This window comes from Amycolatopsis circi (assembly GCF_003385235.1).
In the GTDB taxonomy this organism is placed as follows: domain Bacteria; phylum Actinomycetota; class Actinomycetes; order Mycobacteriales; family Pseudonocardiaceae; genus Amycolatopsis; species Amycolatopsis circi.
Genome location: NZ_PQIA01000043.1, coordinates 39,432 through 62,343, shown reverse-complemented (window position 1 = coordinate 62,343; position 22,912 = coordinate 39,432). Strand labels below are relative to the sequence as shown.

Below are 22,912 nucleotides of genomic sequence, written 5' to 3'. Positions count from 1 at the left end.
GGCGGCGACCGGACGACGGGCGATGCTGGGGCCACCGGTCCTGCGGCGGGGGGAAACGCGGCGGGAAACTCGGCCGCGAAGAGCAGCGACGCGGCGGGAAACGCCGCCCCGGAGAGCAGCGACGCGGCGGGAAACGCCGCCCCGGAGAGCAGCAACGCGGCGGGAAACTCCGCCGCGGAGAGCAGCAACGCGGTGCCTGGCCCATCCGCGGCTGGGGGACCAGGCGCGGCGGGCGGGAGCGCCAGGGCAGGAGGCGATGCGATGTCTGGCGATTTCGGAGCGGCGGATTCCGCGGCGGCTGGCAAGCACGCAGCGTCGGGCCATTCCGCTTCGGCGGAACACCCCGCCCCAAGCGGGAAGCGCGATCCCTACGACTACCCCCGCGATTGGGAAGCCGACGTAGTCCTTTCCGACGGCGGCACTGTCCACTTGCGACCCGTCGTGCCCAGTGACGCCGACGGGCTCGTCGCGCTCCACGGCAGGCTTTCCGAGCGCACGCGGTACTTCCGCTACTTCGGCGCTTATCCGCGCATCCCACCGCGGGATCTGGAGCGGTTTTCCACTGTCGACCACCACGATCGGGTCGCGTTTGTCGCGTTGCTCGGCGATGACGTGGTCGCGGTGGGGCGCTACGAGCGGCTCGATCAGGGGCCTTCGGCGGAGGTCGCGTTCGTCGTCGACGACAAGCATCAGGGGCGCGGGCTCGGGTCGATTCTGCTGGAGCACCTCGCGGCGGCGGCGTCGGAAAGCGGGTTGCGGCGGTTCGTCGCGGAGGTGCTGAGCGAGAACGCCGCCATGGTGCGGGTGTTCCGCGACGCGGGCTACCAGGTCAGTCGCGCGATCGAGGAAGGCGTGCTGCATCTCGAGTTCGACATCGACCCCACGGAGGAATCGCTCGCGGTCGCGCGGTCGAGGGAGCAAGCCGCGGAGGCGCGGAGCGTGCACAATCTCCTCCATCCCGACACGGTGGCGGTGATCGGAGCGTCCGCGGATCCCACCAAGGTCGGGCATGTCGCGTTCGCCAACATGCTTGCGGCGGATTTCGCGGGAGCGGTGTATCCGGTCAATCCGGAGCATCGGTCGGTTCGCGGAGTACGGGCGTATCCGTCGGTGCTGGACATTCCGGATCCGGTTGATCTGGCGTTGGTGGCGGTGCCCGCGGAGGCCGTCGAATCGGTGTTGGACGCTTGTTTGGCCAAGGGCGTCAAGACACTGGTGATCGTGTCCGGCGGGTTCGCGGAGTCGGGGCCGCTCGGGTTGCACGCGGAGTTGCGGCTGGTCGGCGAGGCACGGGCGCACGGGATGCGCGTGGTCGGGCCGAATGCGCTGGGCGTGCTGAATACCGCGAAGGACGTTCGGCTCAATGCGACGCTCGCGCCGCGGTTGCCGAAGCGTGGGCGGACGGGCTTCTTCTGTCAGTCGGGCGCGCTCGGGACAGCGATTCTGGCGGACGCAGGGTCGCGCGGGCTGGGGTTGTCGACGTTCGTGTCGGCGGGCAACCGGGCGGATGTGTCCGGCAATGACTTGCTGCAGTACTGGGAAACCGACCCGGATACCGACTTGGTGCTGCTGTATCTGGAGTCGTTCGGCAACCCGCGCAAGTTCGCGCGGCTGGCGCGCAGGTTGGCGCGGTCGAAGCCGATCGTGGCGGTGAAATCCGGGCGGCATGCGGTGCGGCCGCAGCTCGCGGCGACGTCGGCGGAGGTCGACGAGGCCAGCGTGCAGGCGTTGTTCGAGCAGGCTGGCGTCGTGCGGGTCGAGTCGCTGGCGCAGTTGTTCGACACCGCGCTCGTGTTCGCGCATCAGCCGTTGCCTGCGGGGCCGCGGATCGGGATTGTCGGAAACTCCAGCGCGATCGGGTTGCTGGCCGCCGATACCGCCCGTTCGGAGGGCTTGCGGCTGGCGTTCGATCCGGTCGACATCGGTCCGCAAGCGGGGCCGGACGAGTTCGCTACGGCGGTGCGCGAGGCGTTGGATTCGCCGGAGACTGACGCGTTGATAGCGGTTTTCGCGCCACCGGTAGCGATCCCTGGGGCTGCGTACGCGCGAGCGTTGCGCGAAGCGGTGTCGGAGATGAAGCAGTCGAAGCCGATCGTCTCGACATTCCTCGCGGCGGAAGGCATACCGGACGAGTTGGCGGTGCTTTCTGACGACGGGGTGCCGACGCGTGGGTCGATTCCGTCGTATTCGAGTCCGGAGCGCGCGGTGAACGCGTTGGCGCGCGTCGTTCGGTACGCGGCGTGGCGGCAGCGGCCGCAGGGGACGTTGGTGCGGCCTGGCGGTCTGCATGTCGAGCAGGCGCAGGAGATCGTGCGCGAGCTGCTGCCCGAGGACGGCAGTTCGACGCTGTTGTCTGACGACGACGTGGTCCGGTTGCTCAGCTGTTACGGCGTGGATGTGGTGCCGTTCCGGGTGGCGTCCAGTGAGAGCAACGCGGTGGCCGCGGCGGCTGAGCTTGGTTATCCCGTCACGTTGAAGGCGGTTGACGAGCGGCTGCGCGGACGGCCGGACTTCGCTGGGGTACGGCTTGACCTGATGTCCGAAGACTCCGTACGCGGGGCGTACCGGGATCTGTGTGCGGTGTCGGGCGACGAAGACGTGTACGTGCAACAGATGGCGCCGAAGGGGCTGTCGTGCGCGATCGGGCTGCAGGACGACCCGTCGTTCGGCACGCTCGTGTCGTTCGGGCTATCGGGGTTGGTCAGCACGCTGCTCGGCGACCGCGCGTATCGAGCGGTGCCGTTGACGGACGTCGACGCGGCGACGCTGATTCGTGAGCCGCGTACGTCGCCGTTGCTGACGGGGTATCGCGGTGACGAACCAGCGGACCTCGCGGCATTGCAGGACATGGTGTTGCGCGTCGCGGCGCTCGCGGAGGACAACCCCGAGGTGCGGTCGTTGGCCTTGGATCCGATTCTCGCGTCGCCGGACGGGGCGTTTGTCGCCAACGCGCGGTTGGTGGTGGGCGCGCCGCCGACGCGGCCGGACACCGGACCGCGTCGGCTGCGGCACATCACGCCGTTGGACTCGTGAGCGGCGATCGCGGTTCTAACCGGGATTGCCACTCACGAGAACCCGGCCCAGCCCCAACAGTTGCTCCGTCGCCCCACCACCGCTGAACTCCAGGCGCTTCGCGGCGGCGAAGTAGCGGTGCACCGGGTGCTCGACATCGATGCCGACGCCGCCGTGCAGGTGCACCGCGGTGTGCGCGACGCGGTGTCCGGCTTCGGCGGCCCAGAACTTCGCAGTGGCAACGTCAGCGGCGGCGGGCAGGCCTTCGGAGAGTTTCCAGGCTGCCTGCCACAGCGTCAGCCGAACGGCTTCGACGTCGATGTACGCGTCCGCGAGCCGGTGCCGGACGGCTTGGAAGCTGCCCAGCACCTTGTCGAACTGCTTGCGTTCGCGTGTGTACGCAGCCGTCATTTCAAGCGCGCGTTCCAAGACGCCCAACTGTTGTGCGCAAGCGCCGAGAGTGCCGCGAAGGCGCAGCTGTTCGCCGACGTCACCGAGAGCGACGCCGGGGGTGTCGGACAGCGTCACCAAAGCAGCGTCGGCGTGGTCAGTGGTGGACTGCGCTTCGATAGAGACACCAACAGCGTCTTTCTCGACGATGTACACGCCGTCGTTGGCTTCGACGAGTAAGGCGTCTGCGAAGGCGGCGAAGGGGACCGCGGTCTGCGTACCCGTGAGGCGTCCGTCTGAAGAGACGAACGAGCCGCCGAGGGCGACAGCGAGCACAGCCTTGCCGCGAGAGACCGGAAGAAGCCATCGCTCGGCCAGCAACGGATCAGTGAGCACCGAGCCAGCCTGGACGATCGACGACAGATATGGGACCGGAGCGACCGCGCGGCCGATCTCGATCAGGACAGAGCACTGTTCCAGCAAGCCGAAACCGCCGCCGCCGACCGTCGAGGGCAGGGCCGCGTCGAGGACGCCGGAGCGGGCCAAAACAGTCCACAGTGGAGCATCGAAACCGCCGGAGCCGTGCGGGCCCAGCGATTCCGCGGTGACCTGGTCGGCGAGAATGCGCCGGGCCAGGGCGGAAAGGTCGTTTTGTGCTTCGGTGAGAGAGAAGTCCACCGGGAGAACTCCTAACGCGTCACGGGCTGCCCGAGGGCGGTGGCGGCGACGATGTCGCGCTGCACCTCGTTGGTGCCGCCGCCGAAAGTGAGGATCAACGCCGAACGGTGCAGCCGTTCCAGCCGCCCCGCGAGGACCGCGCCGGGGGAGCCGTCGCGCACCACGGCGGCCGCGCCGACCACCTCCATCAGCAGCCGGTACGCCTCGATCGCCATCTCGGTGCCGTACACCTTGGTCGCCGACGCCTCGGCCGGGCCGAGTTCGCTGGCAGCGGCGGCCCAGGCGATCTTCCAGTTCCGCAGCTTCAGGTACTCGGCGTAGGCGTGCACGCGCGCGAGGTGCGTCCGGACCCATTCGCGGTCGGTCAGCGACTCCGCGCGAGCCCATTCCACGACGTCGGCCAGCGCTTTCCGCACGGGCGCGGCGGAGGTGAGCGCGACGCGTTCGTGGTTGAGCTGGTTGGTGATCAGCGGCCAGCCCGCGTTCTCCTCGGCGACCCGCGACGTGACCGGCACGCGGATGTCGTCGTAGTAGGTCGCGCTGGTGCCAGGCCCGGCGACCGTGTGCACCTTCGTCCAGGAAAAGCCCGGCGCGGAGGTCGGCACGATCAGGATCGACAGGCCCTTGTGCTTGCGCGCCTCCGGATCGGTGCGCGCGGCGAGCCACACGTAGTCGGCGTACTCGATCAGGCTGGTCCACATTTTCTGCCCGTTGACCACGTATTCGTCGCCGTCGCGGGTAGCCCGCGTGCGCAGCGAGGCGAGGTCCGTGCCCGCGCCCGGCTCGGAGTAGCCGATCGCGAAATGCAGCTCGCCGGCGGCGATCTTCGGCAGGTAGAACGCCTTCTGATCCGGCGTCCCGAACCGCATGATCGTCGGGCCGACCGTGTTCACCGTCAGGAACGGCACCGGCACCCCGGCGACCGCCGCCTCGTCGGTGAAGACCAGCTGGTCGAGCATGCTCCGGTCCTGGCCGCCGTACTCGCGCGGCCAGCCGAGCGCGAGCCAGCCGTCCTTGCCGAGCTGCCGGACGATTTCCTTGTACGCCAAGCCGTCGCCGTACTCGCCACCAGGCGCGGCGAGACTTTCCCGCCGCGCCGGAGTCATCAGTTCGGCGAAATATTCCCGCAGCTCAGCGGCCAGTGCCTGCTGCTCGCTCGTATAGTCGATCCGCACCCGTCACCTCCACCCCGCCGGTCTCGTTGTGGTGTCGTACCGGGCCCCGGCGGTAAGCTAGAACCTGTTCTAGTTGTACCAGGAGCGGCGAGCGGGAGGAAGCATGGAGGTCAGTGTCGACCGGACGCTGTGCGAGGCCAACGCGGTGTGCGTGGGGTTCGCGCCGGAGGTCTTCGATCTCGACGACGACGAGAACCTGGTGATCGGACCGGTTCCGGAGGACGAAGTAGAACGTGTTTCGCAAGCGGTGACGAACTGCCCGAAGAACGCCCTGTTCACGACCGGTTGATCGGGGCTTGCTCAAAACGAGAACAGATTCTAGTCTGTGCTTCGTCAGGCAGGCTTCGACGAGGAGGCTCGCGGGTGAAATCGGCCGCAGGGAACACGAACGACGACCGGGCTGAGGCGGTTCGATGACTCTCGAGGGCAAGGTCGCTGTCGTCACCGGGGCCGGAGCCGGGCTCGGCCGGGCCGAGGCGCTCGCGCTGGCCCGCGAAGGCGCGTCCGTCGTGGTCAACGACATCGGCGAAGCGACGGACGTCGTGGCCGAGATCGAAAAGCACGGCGGCAAGGCGCTCGCGGTGGCCGGAGACGTCTCCTCGGCCGAAACCGCGAAGGAACTGCTGTCGGCCGCGGTGGACCACTTCGGCAGCCTCGACATTGTCGTGAACAACGCGGGCGTGCTCCGCGACCGGATGCTGTTCTCGATGTCCGACGAGGACTGGGACAAGGTCATCGCGGTGCACCTGCGCGGGCATTTCCTGCTGTCCCGCAACGCCGCCGCGTATTGGCGCGATCGCTCCAAAATGGAGGGACAGCCGGTGTACGGCCGGCTGGTGAACACCGCGTCCGAGGCGTTTCTGGTCGGTTCGCCCGGCCAGCCGAACTACTCGGCGGCCAAGGCGGGCATCGCGGCGCTCACCATGTCCGCGGCGCGCGGGCTCGCGAAATACGGCGTGCGCGCCAACACGATCTGCCCGCGCGCCCGCACCGCGATGACCGCGGATGTCTTCGGCGAAGCACCCGCCGACGGGCTCGATCCGTTGTCGGTAGAGCACGTTGCTCCGTTTGTCGCATTCCTCGCGTCACCGGACGCGGACGCGATCAACGGCCAGGTTTTCGTCGTCCACGGCGGCATGGTCGCGTTGCTGGCTCCGCCGACGGTGGAGGAGCGGTTCGACACCGCGAACGGCGCCTGGACCACCGGCGAACTCGCCGAAACCGTCGGCGCGCACTTCGCCGGCCGGGACCCGGAGCGGATGTTCGCCGCGACCGATCTGCTTTCGCTGCCCTGACCCCGGAGGACGCATGACCGAGCACCGAATGGCCGGCAAGGTCGCCCTGATCACCGGAGCGGCACGCGGCCAGGGCGCGGCGGCCGCGCGCGCGTTCGTCGCGCAAGGCGCGCAGGTGGTGATCGCCGACGTCCTCGACGACGAAGGCGAGGAGCTGGCCGCCGAACTCGGCGAATCGGCCGTGTTCTGCCATCTCGACGTGAGCGACGAGGACGGTTGGACGGCCGCGGTCGACCGCACGGTGACGGAATTCGGACCGCCGACGGTGCTGGTCAACAACGCCGGGGTGCTGTACTTTTCGGAACTCGCGAAGACGCCGCTCGCCGAATACGAACGCGTCGTGCGGATCAACCAGATCGGGGCGTTTCTCGGCATGCGCTCGGTCGTTGAACCCATGGCGGGGGCCGGCGGCGGCTCCATCGTCAACGTGTCCTCTGTGGAGGGTCTGGCCGGGATGCCGTTCCTCGTCGCCTACACCGCGACCAAGTTCGCGATCCGCGGGATGACCAAGGTCGCCGCGCTGGAACTGGGTGCGCGCGGGATCCGGGTCAACTCGGTGCATCCGGGCATGATCGACACGAAGATGGTGTCCGACGCGGCGGGCGCGGACGTGGACGTGTCCTGGGTGGGCAAGAAGGTCGCGCTCGGCCGGGTCGGCCGGGCCGACGAGATCGCGCCGCTGCTGGTGTTCCTCGGCAGCGACGAGAGTTCGTATTGCACCGGCAGCGAGTTCGTCGCCGACGGCGGGGCGACCGCCACGCACGCGTTGAAGTTGTGATTGTGGAGCGAAGCTCCTCCGCTGAGGGCGGCGGCGGGGGCATGGATGGAGTGAGCACTGCCGGTGCTGCTGCGCCTAGGGTGACGGCTGGGGGCTGAAGCGACGGGAGTGAACACCGCTAACCGAAATCGGCGGGCGGGGATGGGCAAGACTCGGGGGTGACTACTGGGAGGTGTGGTGGGCGCAAGCGGCTCAGTCACTCTCCCGGGCACCGCGGCGCTGACCCAGGCCGGCAGGCTCGCCACGCTGTCCTGGGAGGTCCTGCGGGCGATTTTCAAGCGTCCGTTCCAGTTCCGCGAATGGATCCAGCAGTGCTGGTTCTTCGCGAGCGTGACCATTTTGCCGACGGCGCTGGTCGCGATCCCGTTCGGCGCGGTCATCGCGCTGCAGCTGGGTTCGCTGACCACGCAGATCGGCGCGCAGTCGTTCACCGGCGCGGCCAGCGCGCTCGCCATCGTGCAGCAGGCGGCCCCGCTGATCACCGCGCTGCTGGTGGCCGGGGCGGGCGGAAGCGCGGTCTGTGCCGATATCGGCGCGCGCAAGATCCGCGAAGAGATCGACGCGATGGAAGTGCTCGGCGTCAACCCGATCCAGCGCATCGTGGTGCCGAGGGTGCTCGCCGCGATCGTGGTGTCGGTGCTGCTCAACGGCCTGGTCAGCGTGGTCGGCGTGCTCGGCGGCTACTTCTTCAACGTGGTCCTGCAAGGCGGCACGCCCGGCGCGTACCTGGCCAGCTTCAACGCGCTCGCGCAGGTGCCGGACCTCTGGATCAGCGAGATCAAGGCGTTCCTGTACGGCTTCGTGGCCGGGGTGGTCGCCGCCTTCCGCGGGCTGAACCCGTCCGGCGGGCCGAAGGGCGTCGGCGACGCGGTGAACCAGGCGGTGGTGATCACCTTCCTGCTGCTGTTCCTGATCAACGTCGTGCTGACCGCCGTGTACCTCAAAGTCGTGCCCCCGAAGGCGTTGTGACATGACCGCCGAACCGATCGAGCAGACGCGCGCGTCCGACCGGACGCTGGAGATCATCGCGCGCCCTGGCGCGAGTCTCGAAGGACTCGGGAAACAGCTGTCGTTCTACGGCCGGGCGCTCGCCTGGTCGCCGCGCACGATCCGCCGCTACGGCCGCGAAACCACGCGGCTGCTCACCGAGGTCTGCTTCGGCACCGGCGGTCTCGCGGTGATCGGCGGGACGCTCGGCGTGATGATCGGGATGACGCTGTTCACCGGCCTCATCGTGGGCCTGCAGGGATATTCGGCGCTGAACCAGCTCGGCACCGCCGCGCTCACCGGGTTCATTTCGGCCTACTTCAACACCCGCGAGGTCGCGCCGCTGTCGGCAGGGCTCGCGCTGTCGGCCACCGTCGGCTGCGGTTTCACCGCCCAGCTCGGCGCGATGCGGATCTCCGAGGAGATCGACGCGCTCGAAGTGATGGCCGTGCCGAGCATGCCGTACCTCGTCACCACGCGCGTGCTCGCCGGCGTCACCGCGGTGATCCCGCTGTACGCGGTGGGCCTGCTGTCCTCGTATCTCGCGTCGCGGCAGATCACCATCTGGCTCTACGGCCAGTCCGCGGGAACCTACGACCATTACTTCACGCTGTTCCTCCCGCCGGAGGACGTGCTGTGGTCGTTCGCCAAGGTGATCGTGTTCAGCGTGCTGGTGATCCTTTCCCATTGCTATTACGGCTATACCGCCTCCGGCGGGCCGGCCGGGGTGGGCATCGCGGTGGGCCGCGCGGTGCGGACGTCGATCGTGCTGATCTCGGTGCTGGACTTCTTCCTGAGCCTCGCGATCTGGGGCGCGAACACGACAGTGCGGATATCCGGATGAGTACCCGTCGAGAGTTGCGCAGACGGCTCCAGTACCAGCTGCTGGGCCTGATCTTCCTGGTCGTAGCCGCGTTGTTCTTCACCACCACGATCGCCGCGTACCGCAAGGTGTTCACGCCGGTCACGCTCGTGAAGCTGGAGACCGACCACGTCGGCAGCCAATTGCGCGTCGGCGGCGACGTGAAGGTGCGCGGGATGCTCGTCGGCGAGATCCGCGACGTGCGGCCGGTCGGCGACCACGCGGAGCTGGAACTGGCGCTGCAGCCGGACAAGACCGACGTGATCCCGTCGAACGTTTCGGCGCGGCTGCTGCCGAAAACCCTGTTCGGCGAACGGTATGTCGCGCTCCAGCTGCCCGAGCAGGCGCAGCGGCCGATCAAGGCGGGCGACGTCATCCCGCAGGACCGCAGCAGCACCGCGATCGAGCTGGAGCAGGTGCTCAACCACGTCATGCCGCTGCTGCAGGCGGTGCAGCCGGAGAAGCTTTCGAGCACGCTCAACGCCGTGTCCACCGCGCTCGACGGGCGCGGCAAGAAGCTCGGCGAGACGCTCACACAGCTGTCGGACTATCTCGGTAAGCTCAACCCGTCGCTGCCCGATCTCAAGGCCGACATCACCGGGCTGGCCAACGTTTCCGGCATCTACGACAAAGCCGCGCCGGACGCGTTGCAGGCACTGGCGGACCTCACCACGACGACGCAGACCATCGTGGAGAAACAGCGCGGGCTGACCGACCTGTACTCCTCGGTCACCGGCACCGCCACCGACCTGACGCGCTTCCTGGAAGTCAACAAGGACAACATCATCCGCCTCACCACCGCGGTGCAGCCCACGCTCGACGTGCTCGCGAAGTACGCGCCGGAATACCCGTGCCTGTTCAAACAGCTGGCCGGGACGGTGCCGAACGCGGAGCTGGCGTTCGGCAAGGGCACCGCGCATCCGGAGGTCAGCCGCGTGACGATCGAGTTCTCGGCGAGCCGCGGCAAATACCTGCCCGGCGTCGACGAGCCGAAGTACGACGACAAACGCGGCCCGCGCTGCTATCCGCAGGTGCCGAAACCCGGGCACTGGCCGCAGTATCCGCCCGACGGCGCGGTGAAGGACGGGACGACCAAACCCGCCCCGCCGCACAATCCGGACGGCACGCTCCCCGGCGACATCACCAACGGCCCGCTGCCCGGCGGGTCCGGCTCGACCGGCGGCGCGCCGAGCATCGTCGGGTCGGCCGACGAGCAGAAGCTGCTCGACCTACTGATTTCGCCGACGCTGAACACCACGCCGGACAACGTTCCGGGCTGGTCGGGGCTGCTGGTCGGGCCGCTGTACCGCGGGGCGGAGGTGGAGCTGAAATGAGGTCGTTCGTTCCCGCGCTGATCAAGATCGGCATCTTCGCCGTGGTCACCGTGCTGCTCACCGGGGTCCTCGCCACCACGATCGCGAACACGAACTTCGGCAACACCGCGTCCTACGTCGCGAAGTTCACCGACGCGTCCGGGCTGCAGGCCGGCGACGACGTGCGGATTTCCGGGGTGAAGGTCGGCCAGGTCGAGACGATCGGGGTCGACCAGGGCGAGCAGAACTACGCCGAGGTCCGGTTCCTCGTCGAATCGGCGTACAAGCTGCCCTCGCTCGCCACCGCGACCATCAAGTACCGCAACCTCGTCGGCCAGCGCTACCTCTCGCTCGGCACCGACGTCAGCGGCGGCGACCTGCTGTCTCCCGGCGACACGATCCCGCCGGAGCGGACCAAACCGGCGCTCAACCTGACCGTGCTGTTCAACGGGTTCAAGCCGCTGTTCAAGGCGCTGGACCCGAAGGAGGTCAACCAGCTTTCCGCCGAGATCGTGCAGGTGTTCCAGGGCGAGGGCGGCACGATCACCAGCCTGCTGTCGCACACGGCGTCGATCACGTCGGCGATCGCGGGCAAGGACAAGGTGATCGGGCAGGTCATCGACAACCTCAACCAGGTGCTCAGCACGGTCAACGCACGCGGCCCGCAGCTGGGCGACCTCGTCGACCAGACGCAGCGGCTGGTGAGCGGGCTGGCCGAGCAGCGCAAGCCGATCGGCGACGCGGTGGGCGCGCTCGGCGACCTCACCAACGCGACCGCCGGTCTGCTCGCGGACGCCCGTCCCGCCGTGCAGCAGGACGTGGCCCAGCTCGGGAAGCTGTCGAACAACCTCAACGATTCGCAGCCGCTCATCGAGCACCTGCTGCAGGTGCTGCCGGGCAACCTGGAGAAGTTCACCCGGACCCTGAGCTACGGCAGCTGGTTCAACTACTACCTGTGCGGGATCGAAGGCACCATAGGCATTTCCTCGCTGGACGTGACGCTGCCGATTGTTCCGGTTCCCGGCACTGAACGCGCGCCGAGGTGTGGCCCGTGAAGCGACTCAAAGACCGGAACCAAGCCAGCGTCGGCGCGGTGGCGCTCGTGCTCATCGTGCTGATCACCGCGGTGACGTACTTTTCCGACAGCATCCCGATGTTCGGCAACGGCACCACCTACACCGCGGCGTTCGCCGAGTCCGCCGGGCTCGCGCCGGACAACGAGGTGCAGGTGGCCGGCGTCAAGGTCGGGCAGGTGACTTCGGTGGAACTGGGGCACAAACAGGTGCTCGTGAAGTTCCGGGTGAAGGGCGTGCGGGTCGGCGACGCGTCCACGGCGTCGATCGAGATCAAGACGCTGCTGGGGGAGAAGTACCTCGCGCTGGACACGAAAGGCGGCGGCACGCAGTCGCCCGGCGACACGATCCCGGTGCAGCGCACGCGGACGCCGTTCGAGCTGCAGGACGCGTTCAACCAGCTGTCCACCACGGTCGGCGACATCGACACGAAACAGCTCGCGCAGAGCTTCACCGCGCTGTCGGATTCCCTCAAGGACAGTCCGCAGTACTTGAAGGACACGCTGTCCGGGCTGTCGGCGTTGTCGAAGACGGTGTCCTCGCGCGACGCCGACCTGCACGCGCTGCTGTCCAACACGAGCAAGATCTCGAAGACGCTGTCCGACCGGAACGCCCAGCTGCAGCAGGTGATCAGCGACGGCAACCTGTTGCTGACCGAACTGCAGCAGCGCCGCGAGCAGATCAGCACGCTGCTCAAGGGCACGCAGGAGATCTCGAAGCAGTTGTCCGGGCTGGTCGCGGACAACCGCACGCAGATCGGGCCGACGCTCGCCGCGCTCGGGAAGGTCACCGACGTGCTGCAGCGCAACCAGGGCAACCTCGAGCGGAGCCTGCAGCTGATGGCCCCGTTCGCCCGGGTCGGCGCGAACGCGACCGGCAACGGGCGCTGGTTCGAGGGGTACCTGTGCGGGTTGCTGCCGCCGACGATCACGGCGGGCGGAATCTCGATCAACCCGGAGGGCTGCACGCCGCCGATCTCCGCGCCGGACCAGGGGGTGGGTGGACGGTGAACGTTCGGCTCGTGGTGAGTGTTTATGCCGGTTCTAACCGGCATAAACACTCACGAGACCCCAAGGGGGCCCTGTCATGACCGTAGACACCAAGCCCCGCCGCTCCCTCCTCACCTGGCTCTCCCTCGCCTGCGTGGCGGCCCTCCTGCTCACCGCGGGCATCTACCTGGTGCTGCGCGACACCGGCGGGACGAAGATCTCGGCGTACTTCGGGAAGACCGTCGGCCTGTACGCCGGTTCGTCCGTGCGCGTGCTGGGCGTGGCGGTCGGCGAGGTCACCGCGGTGACGCCGGAAGGCCAGGCGGTGCGCGTGGACATGAAGGTCAACGACGACGTCCCGATCCCGAAGGACGTCGGCGCGGTGGTCGTTTCGCCGAGCCTGGTGAGCGACCGGTACGTGCAGCTGACCCCGTCGTACGACAGCGGTCCGACGCTCGCGAGCGGAACCGTGCTGGCGCGCGACAAAACCGCGACGCCGGTCGAACTGGACGACCTCTACGCGAGCCTCGACAAGCTGTCCACCGCGCTCGGACCCAACGGGGCCAACAAAAACGGCGCGTTGTCCGACCTGCTGGACACGGCCGCGGCCAACCTCAAGGGCAACGGCAAGGACCTGAACTCGACCGTCAGCAGGCTCGCCGATCTGGCCGGCACGCTCGACGATTCGAAGGACGACCTGTTCTCCACGGTGAAGAACCTGAACTCCTTCACCTCCGCGCTGTCCCAAAGCGACAGTCAGCTGAACGAGTTCTACCAGCGGCTCGCGGACGTCAGCGGGTTCCTCGCCGACGATTCGCACGACGTCGGGGCCGCGCTCGATTCGCTGTCCACGTCGCTCGGTGACGTGAAACAGTTCGTGGCGGACAACAAAAACGGGCTTTCGTCCAATGTGGCCAAACTGGCGTCGCTCACCAAGGTGCTGGTGGACCAGCGGGCCTCCCTCGCCGAGGTGCTCGACATCGCGCCGACCGGGGCGACGAACTTCATCAACACCTACGACGCGGCGTCCGGCACGATCGCGGTGCGCGACAACCTGAACGAGATCACGAACCCGCCGATCCTCACCATCTGCCGGTTGATCAGCGCGGGCACGCCGAAGCCGCTTCCGGACACGCTCGGCAACATCTGCAAGAAGCTCGCGCCGGTCCTCGACGGCACGCTCAAGCTGCCGTCCATCCCGCAGGCGTTGAACTCGCTGCAGAACGGCCAGTTGCCGCCGTTTCCGCTGCCGCTGTCGGACGTGATGACGCAGAAACCCGGAGGCGCCAAGTGAAACGCCTCCGCAAACGGCTGGCGGGCGTGCTCGCCGGAGTGCTGGTGCTCGCCGGGTGCAGCGACGGCGGGTTCAACGGGCTGTACTCGACGCCGTTGCCCGGCGGCCCGGACGTCGGCGACCATCCGTACCACGTCACCGCGCTGTTCACCGACGTGCTGGACCTGGTGCCGCAGGCGAACGTGAAGGTGAACGACGTCGCGGTCGGCCGGATCGACCGGATCGCGCTCACCCCGGACACCCGGTCCGCGCTCGTGTCGATGACGGTCAACGGCGACGTCCAGCTGCCCGCCAACGCGCGCGCCGAACTGCGGCAATCCAGCCTGCTCGGCGAGAAGTTCGTGCAGCTGAGCGCGCCGACCGCGGAGAAGCCCGCGGGCAAGCTCGCCGACGGGGCGCAGATTCCGCTCGGGCGCACGAACCGCAACCCGGAGATCGAAGAGGTGCTGGGCGCGTTGTCGTTGCTGCTCAACGGCGGCGGCGTCGACCAGCTGCAGAACATCAGCCACGAACTCAACGACGCGCTGTCCGGCAACGAACCGCAGATGCGCGCGCTGCTGTCCCGAGTGGACGAACTGGCCACCCAGCTGGACGGGCACAAGGGCGAGATCCTGCGCGCGATCGACGGGCTGGACAAGCTGTCGACCACGCTCGTCGGGCAGAAGCAGAACCTCGCCACCGCGCTGGACAAACTCGCGCCGGGGCTGAAGATCGTCGCCGACCAGCGCGACCAGCTGGTGGGGATGCTGACCGCGCTGAACAAGCTGTCCGGGGTCGCGGTGGACACGGTGAACCGCAGCCGGGACCAGCTCGTCGCGAACCTCAAGGCGCTGGAGCCGACGCTGCGCCAGCTCAGCGCGGCGGGCAAGGACCTGCCGAACGCGCTGCGGATCCTGCTCACCTACCCGTTCCCGGACTACGCGGGCAACGTGATCAAGGGCGACTACGCGAACGTCGACGCGCGGATCAACCTCGATCTCGACAAGCTGGTGCAGAACTTCACCAACTCCTCGCAGCCGCCGTTCCAGCTGCCGATGACTCCGGCGACCGGCGGCACTCCGCCCGCCGCCGGTCAAGGGACGCCGCAGTTGCCGCAGCTGCCGTTGCCGCTGCCCAACACCCCGGCCACGGGCGGGGCGAAACCGGGTTACGGCGGGGTGCTGGGCGGGTTGCTCGGCGGTCTGGTGGGAGGCGGCTGATGAACACGCGCAAAGTCCGGATCCAGCTGCTGGTGTTCTTCGCGATCGCCATCGTTTCGGTCGCGTACGCGGGCGGGCATTACGCCGGTCTCGACCGGATTTTCGGCAACCGCGGCTATCACGTGACGCTCAAGCTCGCCGACTCCGGCGGGGTTTTCGTGAACTCCGAGGTCGCCTACCGCGGCGTCACCGTCGGCCGGGTCGGGGCCATGACGCTCACCCCGCAGGGCATCGACGTCCGCCTCGACATCGACTCCGGCGGCCCGGACATCCCGTCCGCGCTGCACGCGCAGGTCGCGAACCGGTCGGCGGTGGGGGAGCAGTTCGTGGACCTGCTGCCGGACCGCGAATCCGGCCCGTACCTGGAGGACGGCGCGGTGATCACGCAGGACCGCACGTCGCTGCCCGCGACGCCGGATTCCGTGCTGACGCACCTCGACGGCCTGGTCGCGAGCGTCCATCCGGAGTCGTTGAAGACCGTCGTGGACGAGACGTACGACGCCTTCGCCGGGTCGGGACCGCAGCTGCAGAAACTGTTGGACAGCACCAGTTCTTTGACCGCGACGGCCGCCCAGTACGTGCCGGACACGCAGGGGTTGCTGGCGAATTCGCGCACGGTCTTCGCCACGCAGGAGCGGCAGGCGCAGAACATCACGGCGTTCGCGTCCGGGCTGAAGACGATCGCCGGGCAGCTGAAATCTTCGGATCCGGCTATCCGCAAGGTGATCGACGAGGCTCCCCAGTTGAGTCGGCAGATCAGCGATGTGCTTGCCACGTCCGGAACCGATCTTGGGGTGCTGTTCGCGAACTCGCTCACCACCGCGCAGGTCACCTCGATGCGGAAGGACGCCATCGAGGAACTTTTGGTGGCGTACCCGGTGATCTCGGCGTTCTCGCCGTCGACCTCGCCGGACGGCACCGGACATCTGGGCGTGGTGTTCAACTTCTTCGACCCGCATTCGTGCACGAAGGGGTACGAGGGCACGAAACAGCGTCCGGCCAACGACACGAGCGACGCGCCGGTCAACATGAACGCTTACTGCGCGGAGCCTCCCGGCAGCCCGACTGAGGTCCGGGGTGCGCAGAACGCGCCGTACGCGGGGAAGCCGCCCGCGATTCCGGCCGCGCCCAAGGCTTCCGCGCCCTCGGACCAGGGTTCGCAGCAGCAGTTGCCGGGTCTGCTGGGACAGCTGACCGCGCCGCTGAAGGGCGGACTCGGCGCGTTGCTGGGCGGTTCGTGATGGCTGTTGATACTGCGGAAACTGACGACGAGGTTGTTGCTGGGCAGCCCTTCCTGACTGCGCGGGTGCTGACTGCACTGACCGTGGTCGCGGTGCTGGCCGCCGCGTGGTTCGGCTGGTCGTGGTGGAGCGCGGCCCAGGACGACAGCCTCGCCCGCGGCCGGGCCCGGGACGCCGTGCTGGCCGCCGCGAGCACGAGTCTGGTCACGCTCAACACGATCGACTACCGCACGAGCGCGGCCGACGTGGACCGCTGGATCGCCGCGACGACCGGGCAATACGGCAAAGATCTGTCCGGCGACCGGCAGATGCAGATCGACCGCGCCAAGCGCGCCAAGATCGTGTCGACAGCTTCGCTGGTGCAAGCCGCTGTCACCGACCTGGATCCTTCGGCAGGCACGGCAAGGCTGATCGCAGTCCTGAACGTTCGCGTGAGCACCGGCGATGGCGCTCCCTCGGCGAAACAGGCGCGTTTGGCCGTGGACTTCGCGCGCGACGGCGATGCGTGGAAGATCGGCGCTGTCCAGGCGGTGGGCTCGTGAACCGACGGACGATCGCCGCTGGCGTGGCCGCGATCGCACTGGCGTGCGCGGTGTGGTTCGGCGTGCAGGCGTCGCTGCTGCAACCCGAGGACGACGAAGCGATGGTCGACCCCGCGGCGACGTCGCAGGTCACCGACCAGGTCAGCGCCGCGGTCAAGGCGGCTTTCTCTTACGACTACGCGAACCTGGACCGCACCGCTCGCGCCGCGGGCGATGTCCTCACAGGCTCGGCGGTGAGCCAGTATCAAAGCCAGTTCGCTGCGGCCCGGCAACGTGCGGCGAGCGAAAAGCTGGTTCGGACGACGACAGTGCGCGCGATCGGGGTCCGCTCCTTGCATGGCGATGACGCGAGTCTGCTGCTTTTCCTTGACCAGCAAACGATCCTGCCCGGGGGTGGTGCGCCTCAGTCGTCGGTGGGGCAGTTGTCCGTGACTGCGCATCGCACCGACGGGCAGTGGAAGATCACCGCGCTGGATCCGCTGTAACCGTCCGGCCGAGCAGTTCGCTGACCTCCCGCGCGAGGGCGACCGACGCCTCGATCTCGACCTTGCGGATGGACACGCTCTCCACGAGGAAACCGAACGGCATGCCGAGCTTGCGGCAGAAAGCAGCCAGTTCGCGGGCGTTAGCCAGGCACTGCTCGTACGACTCGGCCAGCGTGTCGTCCGCGTGGCGCAGGGAGTTCTCCAGCCAGCGGGGGACGTGCACGCCGAGCCACTTGAGGAACGCCAGCGTTTTCGCCGAGCCGCAGACCGAGAGGGTGAACAGGACCGGCTTGGGTTCGAGCTGCTGCTCGCGGCAGGCGTAGAAGTAGTCGGAGACCATGCTCTTGGCGGCGTCGGTGCTGTAGATCACCTGCGAGATGAAGTACGCGCAGCCAGCCTGTTGCTTGGCGATCAGCCGGAGGTGCTCGTCGGGCCGTTCGGTGATGGCGACGCCGCCGAGCAGCAGGTCCGGGCGGACTTCGCGGCGCAGCGCCTGAGCCTCGGACAGGCGGGTGTGGACCTCTTTGCCCTTCGAGGACGCCCCGACGAAGACGGACAGCACCCGCTCGGGGTCGGCGGTCTGCAGCCAGTCGCGCAGCTCAGCCCCGGGGTATTTGCCGACGCACCGGTAGATCACCGCCGGACGGTCCCACTCGCTGAGATAGTCCGAGTGATAGGCGACCGGGTCGAGGGTCGGCAGGTAGGGGAACGGCCGCTCCTCGGGGTTGCGGTCGCTCTCGTCGTCGATGTCGTAGAGGGCGAGGCCGTCGACGTCGAGGTCGCTCAGCCGCGCGAGGGTGGCGGCGGTGATCTCCCGGATCCGCTCGGGCGAGGTGCTGAGGCGGGGCGGGGTGATGCCGAAGAGAAGAACACCGCTGTCGGAGTCGGTCAGCTTCGCCCGGAGAGTGTGGTCCGCCATGAGGCGGAAGTTAGCAGCCGGGGCCGTCAGGTCGCGAACGGACCGCCAGGCCCAAAGACCTGCTTAGCGAACCGTTCCCCGGCGAACCGATGCGTAGCCGCGTCCGGATGCAGCGCGTCGGGCAGCGGGTGCGCGGCGAAATCCCCTTCCCCATACAGCGAAAGCCCGTCCACGTAAGACAACGCCGGATCCTCCCGGGCCGTCACGATCCGTGCCAGCTCCTCCCGGATCACCTTCAACGTCAGCTTTCCCTCGGCCACGGAAGCCGGATCCCCAGTCGCCTTGAACCGGAGCGTTCCGGCGCTGAAGTCCGGCGCGCCCGGGCCTGGCGTGTCCTCGTGGATCGGGCACAGCCAAGGCGAGATCACCACCAGCGGAACGTCCGGATGCCCCTCCCGGATCGTGTCCAAAAACCCGTGCACCGCCGGGCCGAAAGCGCGCAATCGCATCAGGTCGGCGTTCACGACGTTGATTCCCAGCTTCACGCTGATCAGATCCGCGGGCGTGTCACGAAGAGCCCTCGCAGTGAACGGGTCCAGCAGTGCACTCCCGCTGAAGCCCAGGTTGATCAGGTCCACCCCGGCGGTTGCGGCGGCCAGCGCGGCCCATGTCTGGGACGGGCCTGCCGCACCCGTGCCGTGGCTGATCGAACTGCCGTGATGCAGCCAGACCCGTCGAGCGGGTGGCAGCGGAGAGACCGGAGCAGTGGTACGAAGCGCGACCAAGCTGGTGGTTTCGTTGTACGGCAACCAGATCTCGACGTCCTTGACCCCCGAAGGCAGGTCGGAGAACCGGACCGTGCCGGGCGGGCCGGGGCGGGTTTCGCCGGTGCCGGTCATCATGTCGAGGATCAGTTCGTCGCCGCCGGAGACCGTCGCGGAGCCGGCCAGCTTGCCGTTCAGGACGAGGTCGTAGTTGCCGTCCGGCAGCGGCGGCACGCCGACATAGCCGACCTTCGTGCGGTGGGTGTCCAGCTCGATGGCGGTCGACTCGGTGCGGAACGCCAGCCGGACGCCGGACGGCTGGGACTCCGCCATCGCGACCCTGCTGTCGGTGTTCTGCGCTCGCGCCCGTGCGGTCAGCCGGTGCGGCAGCAAGCCTTGCGGCGTGCGTTCCAGCTCGAGTGCACCGCGCACGAACTCTTCGCCGATCTCGGTGGTGATCCACTGCATGCCGCCGAGTCTGCCGTCCGCGGCCGCGCGCCGCCAACGGAATATCAGCCGTCCCAGACCCCGGCGCCCTGGCGCAGCACCGCGACCGGGGCGGCTTCGGCGGACGGCCACAGGTCCAGCACGTACCGGAAGTGCTCGCCGAACTCGTGGTCGTGCCATTCGGCGGCCGGCGGACCGCTTTCCACATAGGACACTCGGACTCGGTACCGGCCGGGCGGGACCGCGATCCGGTGCTCCTGCCGGGCGTAGTCGGCGGGACCGGCCAGCGTCGCCTCGCCGCCGGGGACGTCGAGGTCGGCTTCCACGACGTGGGACGCGTCCGGCCGCACCGGGGGCGCCGCCACGCCGACCGACACGTCGACCTCGACCCAATCGGAGCGCGCGGTCGCCACGGAGAGCGACGACGGCTCTACGGCCACGCGGTGCGCGGACACCGCCTCGTCGGTCCATCCGCCGTCGCCGGGACGCCAGGCGTCCTTGTCCCGCAAGGAGAACTGCCGTTGCTCGGCATGCACCAGGTACCGCACGCGCCCCACGCTAGCCCACGCGAGCCGGGGGTCACCCGAACTGGCTTGCGCGAGCGGTTTAGCGTGGTGGTATGACCACAGCTCCTGTCGACGTCGACACCGCCCGTCGCGACTACGCTGCGCTGGTCGAGCGCGGCCTGTCCCTGGACATCACCCGCGGCAAGCCGTCGCCCCGGCAGCTCGACCTCTCCGCAGATCTCCTGACGCTGCCGAACGGCCAGTACAAGGCCGAGGACGGCACCGACACCCGCAACTACGGCGGGCTCAAGGGACTGCCGGAGCTGCGCCGCATCTTCGCCGGTGCGCTGCAGGTGCCGGTCGAGCAGCTGTTCGCCGCGGGCAACTCCAGCCTGGAGCTGATGCACGACACCATCGCGCAGGCGATGCTCAGCACCCTGCCGGGCGCCGTGCGCCGCTGGGCCGACGAGCCCCGGATCGCGATGCTGTGCCCGGTGCCCGGCTACGACCGGCACTTCGCGCTCGCCGAGCGGTTCGGCATCGAGCTGATCCCGGTGCCGATGACCGAGACCGGCCCGGACATGGACGTCGTCGAGCGCCTCGTCGCCGAGGACGCCGCGGTCAAGGGCATCTGGTGCGTGCCGAAGTACTCCAACCCGACCGGCGTCACCTTCAGCGCCGAGACCGCCGGGCGGCTCGCCGCGATGCCGACCGCCGCGCCGGACTTCCGGATCATCTGGGACAACGCCTACGCGGTGCACCACCTCACCGACGACGAGCCGGAGCTGGCCGACCTCCTCGCCCTCTGCGCCGAGGCCGGTAACGCGGACCGCGCGTTCGTGTTCGGCTCCACCTCGAAGATCACCTTCGCCGGGGCCGGCGTCGGGTTCTTCGGCGCGTCCGAGGCCAACCTCGCCTGGTGGCAGAGCGTGCTCGGCAAGCGCACGATCGGCCCGGACAAGGTCAACCAGCTGCGCCACGCGCTGTTCCTCAAGGACGCCGACGGCGTCCGCGCGCTCATGCGCAAGCACGCCGAGCTGATCGCGCCCAAGTTCGCCGCCGTCGAGCGCATCCTCTCCGAGGAGCTGGGCGACGTGGCGACCTGGACCAAGCCGACCGGCGGCTACTTCATCTCGCTCACTGTGCCCGAGGGCACCGCGAAGGAGGTCGTGCGGCTGGCCAAGGAGGCGGGCGTCGCGCTGACCCCGGCCGGGGCCACCCATCCGCACGGCGACGACCCGGCCGACGCGGTCATCCGCATCGCGCCGACCTTCCCCGCGCTGGCCGAGGTGGAGGAGGCCGTCCGCGCCCTCGCCGTCTGCGTGCGGCTCGCGGTCGCGCAGCGCGCCTGATCTCTGGTTTCGTGCCGCCGCCACCCGCTACGGTGGCGGCGGCACGGTCGTATCCAGGGGGCGCACGATGCGGATTTTGATCGCCGGCGGCGGAGTCGCCGGCACGGTCACGGCGATGGCATTGCAACTCGCCGGGCACGAGCCGGTCGTCTACGAGGCGCATCCCAGCGGGGGAGCGGACGCGGGCGCGTTCCTCGTGGTGATGCACAACGGCATGAACGCGTTGCGCGCGATCGACGCCGACTCTCCGGTGATCGAGGCGTCCTTCGCCTCGACCGGCATGGAACTCGTCGGCCCGGACGGGACTACGCTCGGCGCGCACGAGTTCGACCGCGAACTCGACGGCCCGCGCACCCTCACCCGTGCCGCGCTTTACCGTGCGCTGCAACAGGAAGCGGAACGCCGCGGCGTCCAGATCGTCCACGGCAAGCGCCTGGTCTCCGCCACCGAGGGCGTCACCGCGACCTTCCAGGACGGCACCACCGCGTCCGGCGATGTGCTCATCGGCGCGGACGGACTGCATTCGGTGGTCCGCACGCTCATCGACCCGCAGGCCGAGCCGCCGCGCTTCACCGGCTTGACCGTCGTCTACGGCTACACGCGCGCCGAAGGATTTCCTCCCGCGCCCGGCATCTACCGGATGCTCCGCGGCAGCAGCGCCGCGTTCGGGTACACCACCGCCCCGGACGGCGGGACGTTCTGGTTCGCCCGTGTCCCCGATTCCGAACGATCGAGTGCCGATATCGCCGCTGTCACGCCGGAAGGCTGGCGTGAGTTCGCCCACGCCGCGTTCGCGGACGACCCGCTGCCGTGCGCCGCGATCGTGGCCGCGACCGGCGACGACGTGCACGGCGGCCACTCCTACGACCTGCCGACCACCCGCGTGTGGTCGACGTCGTCGATGGTGCTGGCCGGTGACGCGGCACACGCGGCGTCCCCGGCTGCGGGACAGGGCGCGTCGATGGCGCTGGAAGACGCGGTGGTGCTCGGCCAGTGCCTGCGCGACCTCCCGGACGCGCCCGCGGCGTTCGCGGCCTACGACCGGCTGCGCCGCGCCCGGGTGGAGAAGCTCGTGGCGGCCAGCGCGGGCAAGGACGTCGGCGGCGGGCGAGGATGGGCATACCGGCATCATCTGGACTGGACCGCGCGAATCACAGCGTGAGCGCCTCGCCGACGATACGATCCGCGCATGACTCAAGCCGCGCCACCGCAACAGCAGCCGCAGTTCCCGATCCTGCTGTCCACGATGAACGATCTGCCCGGGTACCGCGTGGTCCGCGTGTTCGGCGAGGTCTTCGGGCTCACCGTCCGCAGCCGCAACATGTTCTCCAACATCGGGTCCGGGTTCAAGGCGATGGGAGGCGGCGAGCTCAAGGGCCTCACGAAGCTGCTGTCCGACTCGCGCCACGAAGCTCTCTTCCGGCTGTGCCAGGAAGGCATGCAGCACGGCGCCAACGCGGTGCTCGCGCTGCGCTTCGACTGCAACGAGATCGCCGGTACCGCCAGCGAAATCGCCGCGTACGGCACCGCGGTGTACGTGGTCCCGGAAGGTGCTCAGCAGCAGCAGCAACAACAACAGCAGGCCCCGCAGCAGCAGTACGCGCAGGCGCAGCAGCAGCAGTACCAGGCTCAGCCCCCGCAGGCCTGAGCCCCACGACAGGCTTGCCCGTG

Annotated in this window: 23 protein-coding genes; 17 read left to right on the top strand and 6 right to left on the bottom strand. The window is 68.8% G+C overall.

What is annotated here, in order from left to right; genetic code table 11:
- Positions 1 to 188 (bottom strand): hypothetical protein (locus tag D0D37_RS47455; protein ID WP_208720051.1); only part of this gene is annotated, 188 nt, incomplete at its 3' end.
- A gap of 73 nt (positions 189 to 261) precedes the next feature.
- On the opposite strand from D0D37_RS47455, the gene D0D37_RS20205 reads away from it, so the two are divergent.
- Positions 262 to 3,033: a bifunctional acetate--CoA ligase family protein/GNAT family N-acetyltransferase gene (locus D0D37_RS20205; RefSeq protein WP_244223585.1), complete on the top strand. Its 2,772-nt coding sequence runs from the start codon at positions 262 to 264 to the stop codon at positions 3,031 to 3,033.
- Positions 3,034 to 3,048: 15 nt separating this feature from the next.
- On the opposite strand, the gene D0D37_RS20200 is transcribed toward D0D37_RS20205, so the two are convergent.
- Together D0D37_RS20200 and D0D37_RS20195 are read right to left on the bottom strand one after the other, a co-directional pair.
- Positions 3,049 to 4,080, bottom strand: a complete 1,032-nt coding sequence (locus tag D0D37_RS20200; protein ID WP_116202113.1) for an acyl-CoA dehydrogenase family protein — start codon at positions 4,078 to 4,080, stop codon at positions 3,049 to 3,051.
- An 11-nt stretch (positions 4,081 to 4,091) separates the two neighbouring features.
- On the bottom strand, positions 4,092 to 5,255 hold the full coding sequence (locus D0D37_RS20195) for an acyl-CoA dehydrogenase family protein (protein WP_116202112.1): 1,164 nt from the start codon (positions 5,253 to 5,255) through the stop codon (positions 4,092 to 4,094).
- 103 nt (positions 5,256 to 5,358) lie between these two features.
- Between D0D37_RS20195 and D0D37_RS20190 the strand changes: the two genes are divergently transcribed.
- From D0D37_RS20190 to D0D37_RS20130, 13 genes are all read left to right on the top strand, one after another.
- Positions 5,359 to 5,544, top strand: coding sequence for a ferredoxin (locus D0D37_RS20190; protein ID WP_116202111.1), 186 nt, complete (start codon positions 5,359 to 5,361; stop codon positions 5,542 to 5,544).
- Between the two features lie 124 nt (positions 5,545 to 5,668).
- Positions 5,669 to 6,550, top strand: a complete 882-nt coding sequence (locus D0D37_RS20185) for a 3-oxoacyl-ACP reductase (RefSeq protein WP_116202110.1) — start codon at positions 5,669 to 5,671, stop codon at positions 6,548 to 6,550.
- A 13-nt stretch (positions 6,551 to 6,563) separates the two neighbouring features.
- Positions 6,564 to 7,328: a glucose 1-dehydrogenase gene (locus D0D37_RS20180; RefSeq protein ID WP_116202109.1), complete on the top strand. Its 765-nt coding sequence runs from the start codon at positions 6,564 to 6,566 to the stop codon at positions 7,326 to 7,328.
- Between the two features lie 174 nt (positions 7,329 to 7,502).
- Positions 7,503 to 8,297, top strand: coding sequence for an MlaE family ABC transporter permease (locus tag D0D37_RS20175; protein WP_116202108.1), 795 nt, complete (start codon positions 7,503 to 7,505; stop codon positions 8,295 to 8,297).
- 1 nt (position 8,298) lies between these two features.
- Positions 8,299 to 9,159 carry an MlaE family ABC transporter permease gene (locus D0D37_RS20170; protein ID WP_009075203.1) on the top strand — a complete coding sequence of 287 codons (861 nt, stop codon included), beginning with the start codon at positions 8,299 to 8,301 and terminating at the stop codon, positions 9,157 to 9,159.
- Positions 9,156 to 10,511 (top strand): MCE family protein, encoded by a 1,356-nt coding sequence (locus D0D37_RS20165; protein WP_116202107.1) that lies wholly within the window; start codon positions 9,156 to 9,158, stop codon positions 10,509 to 10,511. The genes D0D37_RS20170 and D0D37_RS20165 overlap by 4 nt, the downstream gene beginning before the upstream one ends.
- Complete coding sequence (locus D0D37_RS20160; protein ID WP_116202106.1) at positions 10,508 to 11,545, top strand: MCE family protein; 1,038 nt, start codon at positions 10,508 to 10,510, stop codon at positions 11,543 to 11,545. The genes D0D37_RS20165 and D0D37_RS20160 overlap by 4 nt, the downstream gene beginning before the upstream one ends.
- The gene (locus tag D0D37_RS20155) at positions 11,542 to 12,573 is read left to right on the top strand and encodes an MlaD family protein (RefSeq protein WP_162834343.1); all 1,032 of its coding nucleotides are present in this window, start codon (positions 11,542 to 11,544) and stop codon (positions 12,571 to 12,573) included. The genes D0D37_RS20160 and D0D37_RS20155 overlap by 4 nt, the downstream gene beginning before the upstream one ends.
- Positions 12,574 to 12,649: 76 nt before the next feature.
- Positions 12,650 to 13,846, top strand: a complete 1,197-nt coding sequence (locus tag D0D37_RS20150) for an MCE family protein (RefSeq protein ID WP_116202104.1) — start codon at positions 12,650 to 12,652, stop codon at positions 13,844 to 13,846.
- On the top strand, positions 13,843 to 15,045 hold the full coding sequence (locus D0D37_RS20145; protein ID WP_116202103.1) for an MCE family protein: 1,203 nt from the start codon (positions 13,843 to 13,845) through the stop codon (positions 15,043 to 15,045). Before D0D37_RS20150 ends, D0D37_RS20145 begins: the two co-directional genes overlap by 4 nt.
- Positions 15,045 to 16,286, top strand: coding sequence for an MlaD family protein (locus tag D0D37_RS20140; RefSeq protein ID WP_116202102.1), 1,242 nt, complete (start codon positions 15,045 to 15,047; stop codon positions 16,284 to 16,286). Before D0D37_RS20145 ends, D0D37_RS20140 begins: the two co-directional genes overlap by 1 nt.
- Before the next feature lie 53 nt (positions 16,287 to 16,339).
- Positions 16,340 to 16,828, top strand: a complete 489-nt coding sequence (locus D0D37_RS20135) for a hypothetical protein (protein WP_116202120.1) — start codon at positions 16,340 to 16,342, stop codon at positions 16,826 to 16,828.
- Positions 16,825 to 17,313 carry a hypothetical protein gene (locus D0D37_RS20130; RefSeq protein ID WP_244223584.1) on the top strand — a complete coding sequence of 163 codons (489 nt, stop codon included), beginning with the start codon at positions 16,825 to 16,827 and terminating at the stop codon, positions 17,311 to 17,313. Before D0D37_RS20135 ends, D0D37_RS20130 begins: the two co-directional genes overlap by 4 nt.
- On the opposite strand, the gene D0D37_RS20125 is transcribed toward D0D37_RS20130, so the two are convergent.
- The 3 genes from D0D37_RS20125 to D0D37_RS20115 are packed head-to-tail and all read right to left on the bottom strand — an operon-like array spanning position 17,291 to position 19,931.
- On the bottom strand, positions 17,291 to 18,232 hold the full coding sequence (locus tag D0D37_RS20125) for a methylenetetrahydrofolate reductase (RefSeq protein WP_116202101.1): 942 nt from the start codon (positions 18,230 to 18,232) through the stop codon (positions 17,291 to 17,293). The genes D0D37_RS20130 and D0D37_RS20125 overlap by 23 nt on opposite strands.
- 26 nt (positions 18,233 to 18,258) lie before the next feature.
- Entirely contained in the window at positions 18,259 to 19,404 is a 1,146-nt protein-coding gene (locus D0D37_RS20120) for a GDSL-type esterase/lipase family protein (protein WP_116202100.1), read from the bottom strand.
- A gap of 44 nt (positions 19,405 to 19,448) precedes the next feature.
- Entirely contained in the window at positions 19,449 to 19,931 is a 483-nt protein-coding gene (locus D0D37_RS20115; protein WP_116202099.1) for a hypothetical protein, read from the bottom strand.
- Between the two features lie 71 nt (positions 19,932 to 20,002).
- Between D0D37_RS20115 and D0D37_RS20110 the strand changes: the two genes are divergently transcribed.
- From D0D37_RS20110 to D0D37_RS20100, 3 genes are all read left to right on the top strand, one after another.
- Positions 20,003 to 21,241: an aspartate aminotransferase type Ic gene (locus D0D37_RS20110; protein ID WP_116202098.1), complete on the top strand. Its 1,239-nt coding sequence runs from the start codon at positions 20,003 to 20,005 to the stop codon at positions 21,239 to 21,241.
- A gap of 67 nt (positions 21,242 to 21,308) precedes the next feature.
- Positions 21,309 to 22,403 (top strand): FAD-dependent monooxygenase, encoded by a 1,095-nt coding sequence (locus D0D37_RS20105; protein ID WP_116202097.1) that lies wholly within the window; start codon positions 21,309 to 21,311, stop codon positions 22,401 to 22,403.
- A 27-nt stretch (positions 22,404 to 22,430) separates the two neighbouring features.
- On the top strand, positions 22,431 to 22,889 hold the full coding sequence (locus D0D37_RS20100; protein ID WP_116202096.1) for a YbjQ family protein: 459 nt from the start codon (positions 22,431 to 22,433) through the stop codon (positions 22,887 to 22,889).
- Positions 22,890 to 22,912 lie beyond the last annotated feature (23 nt).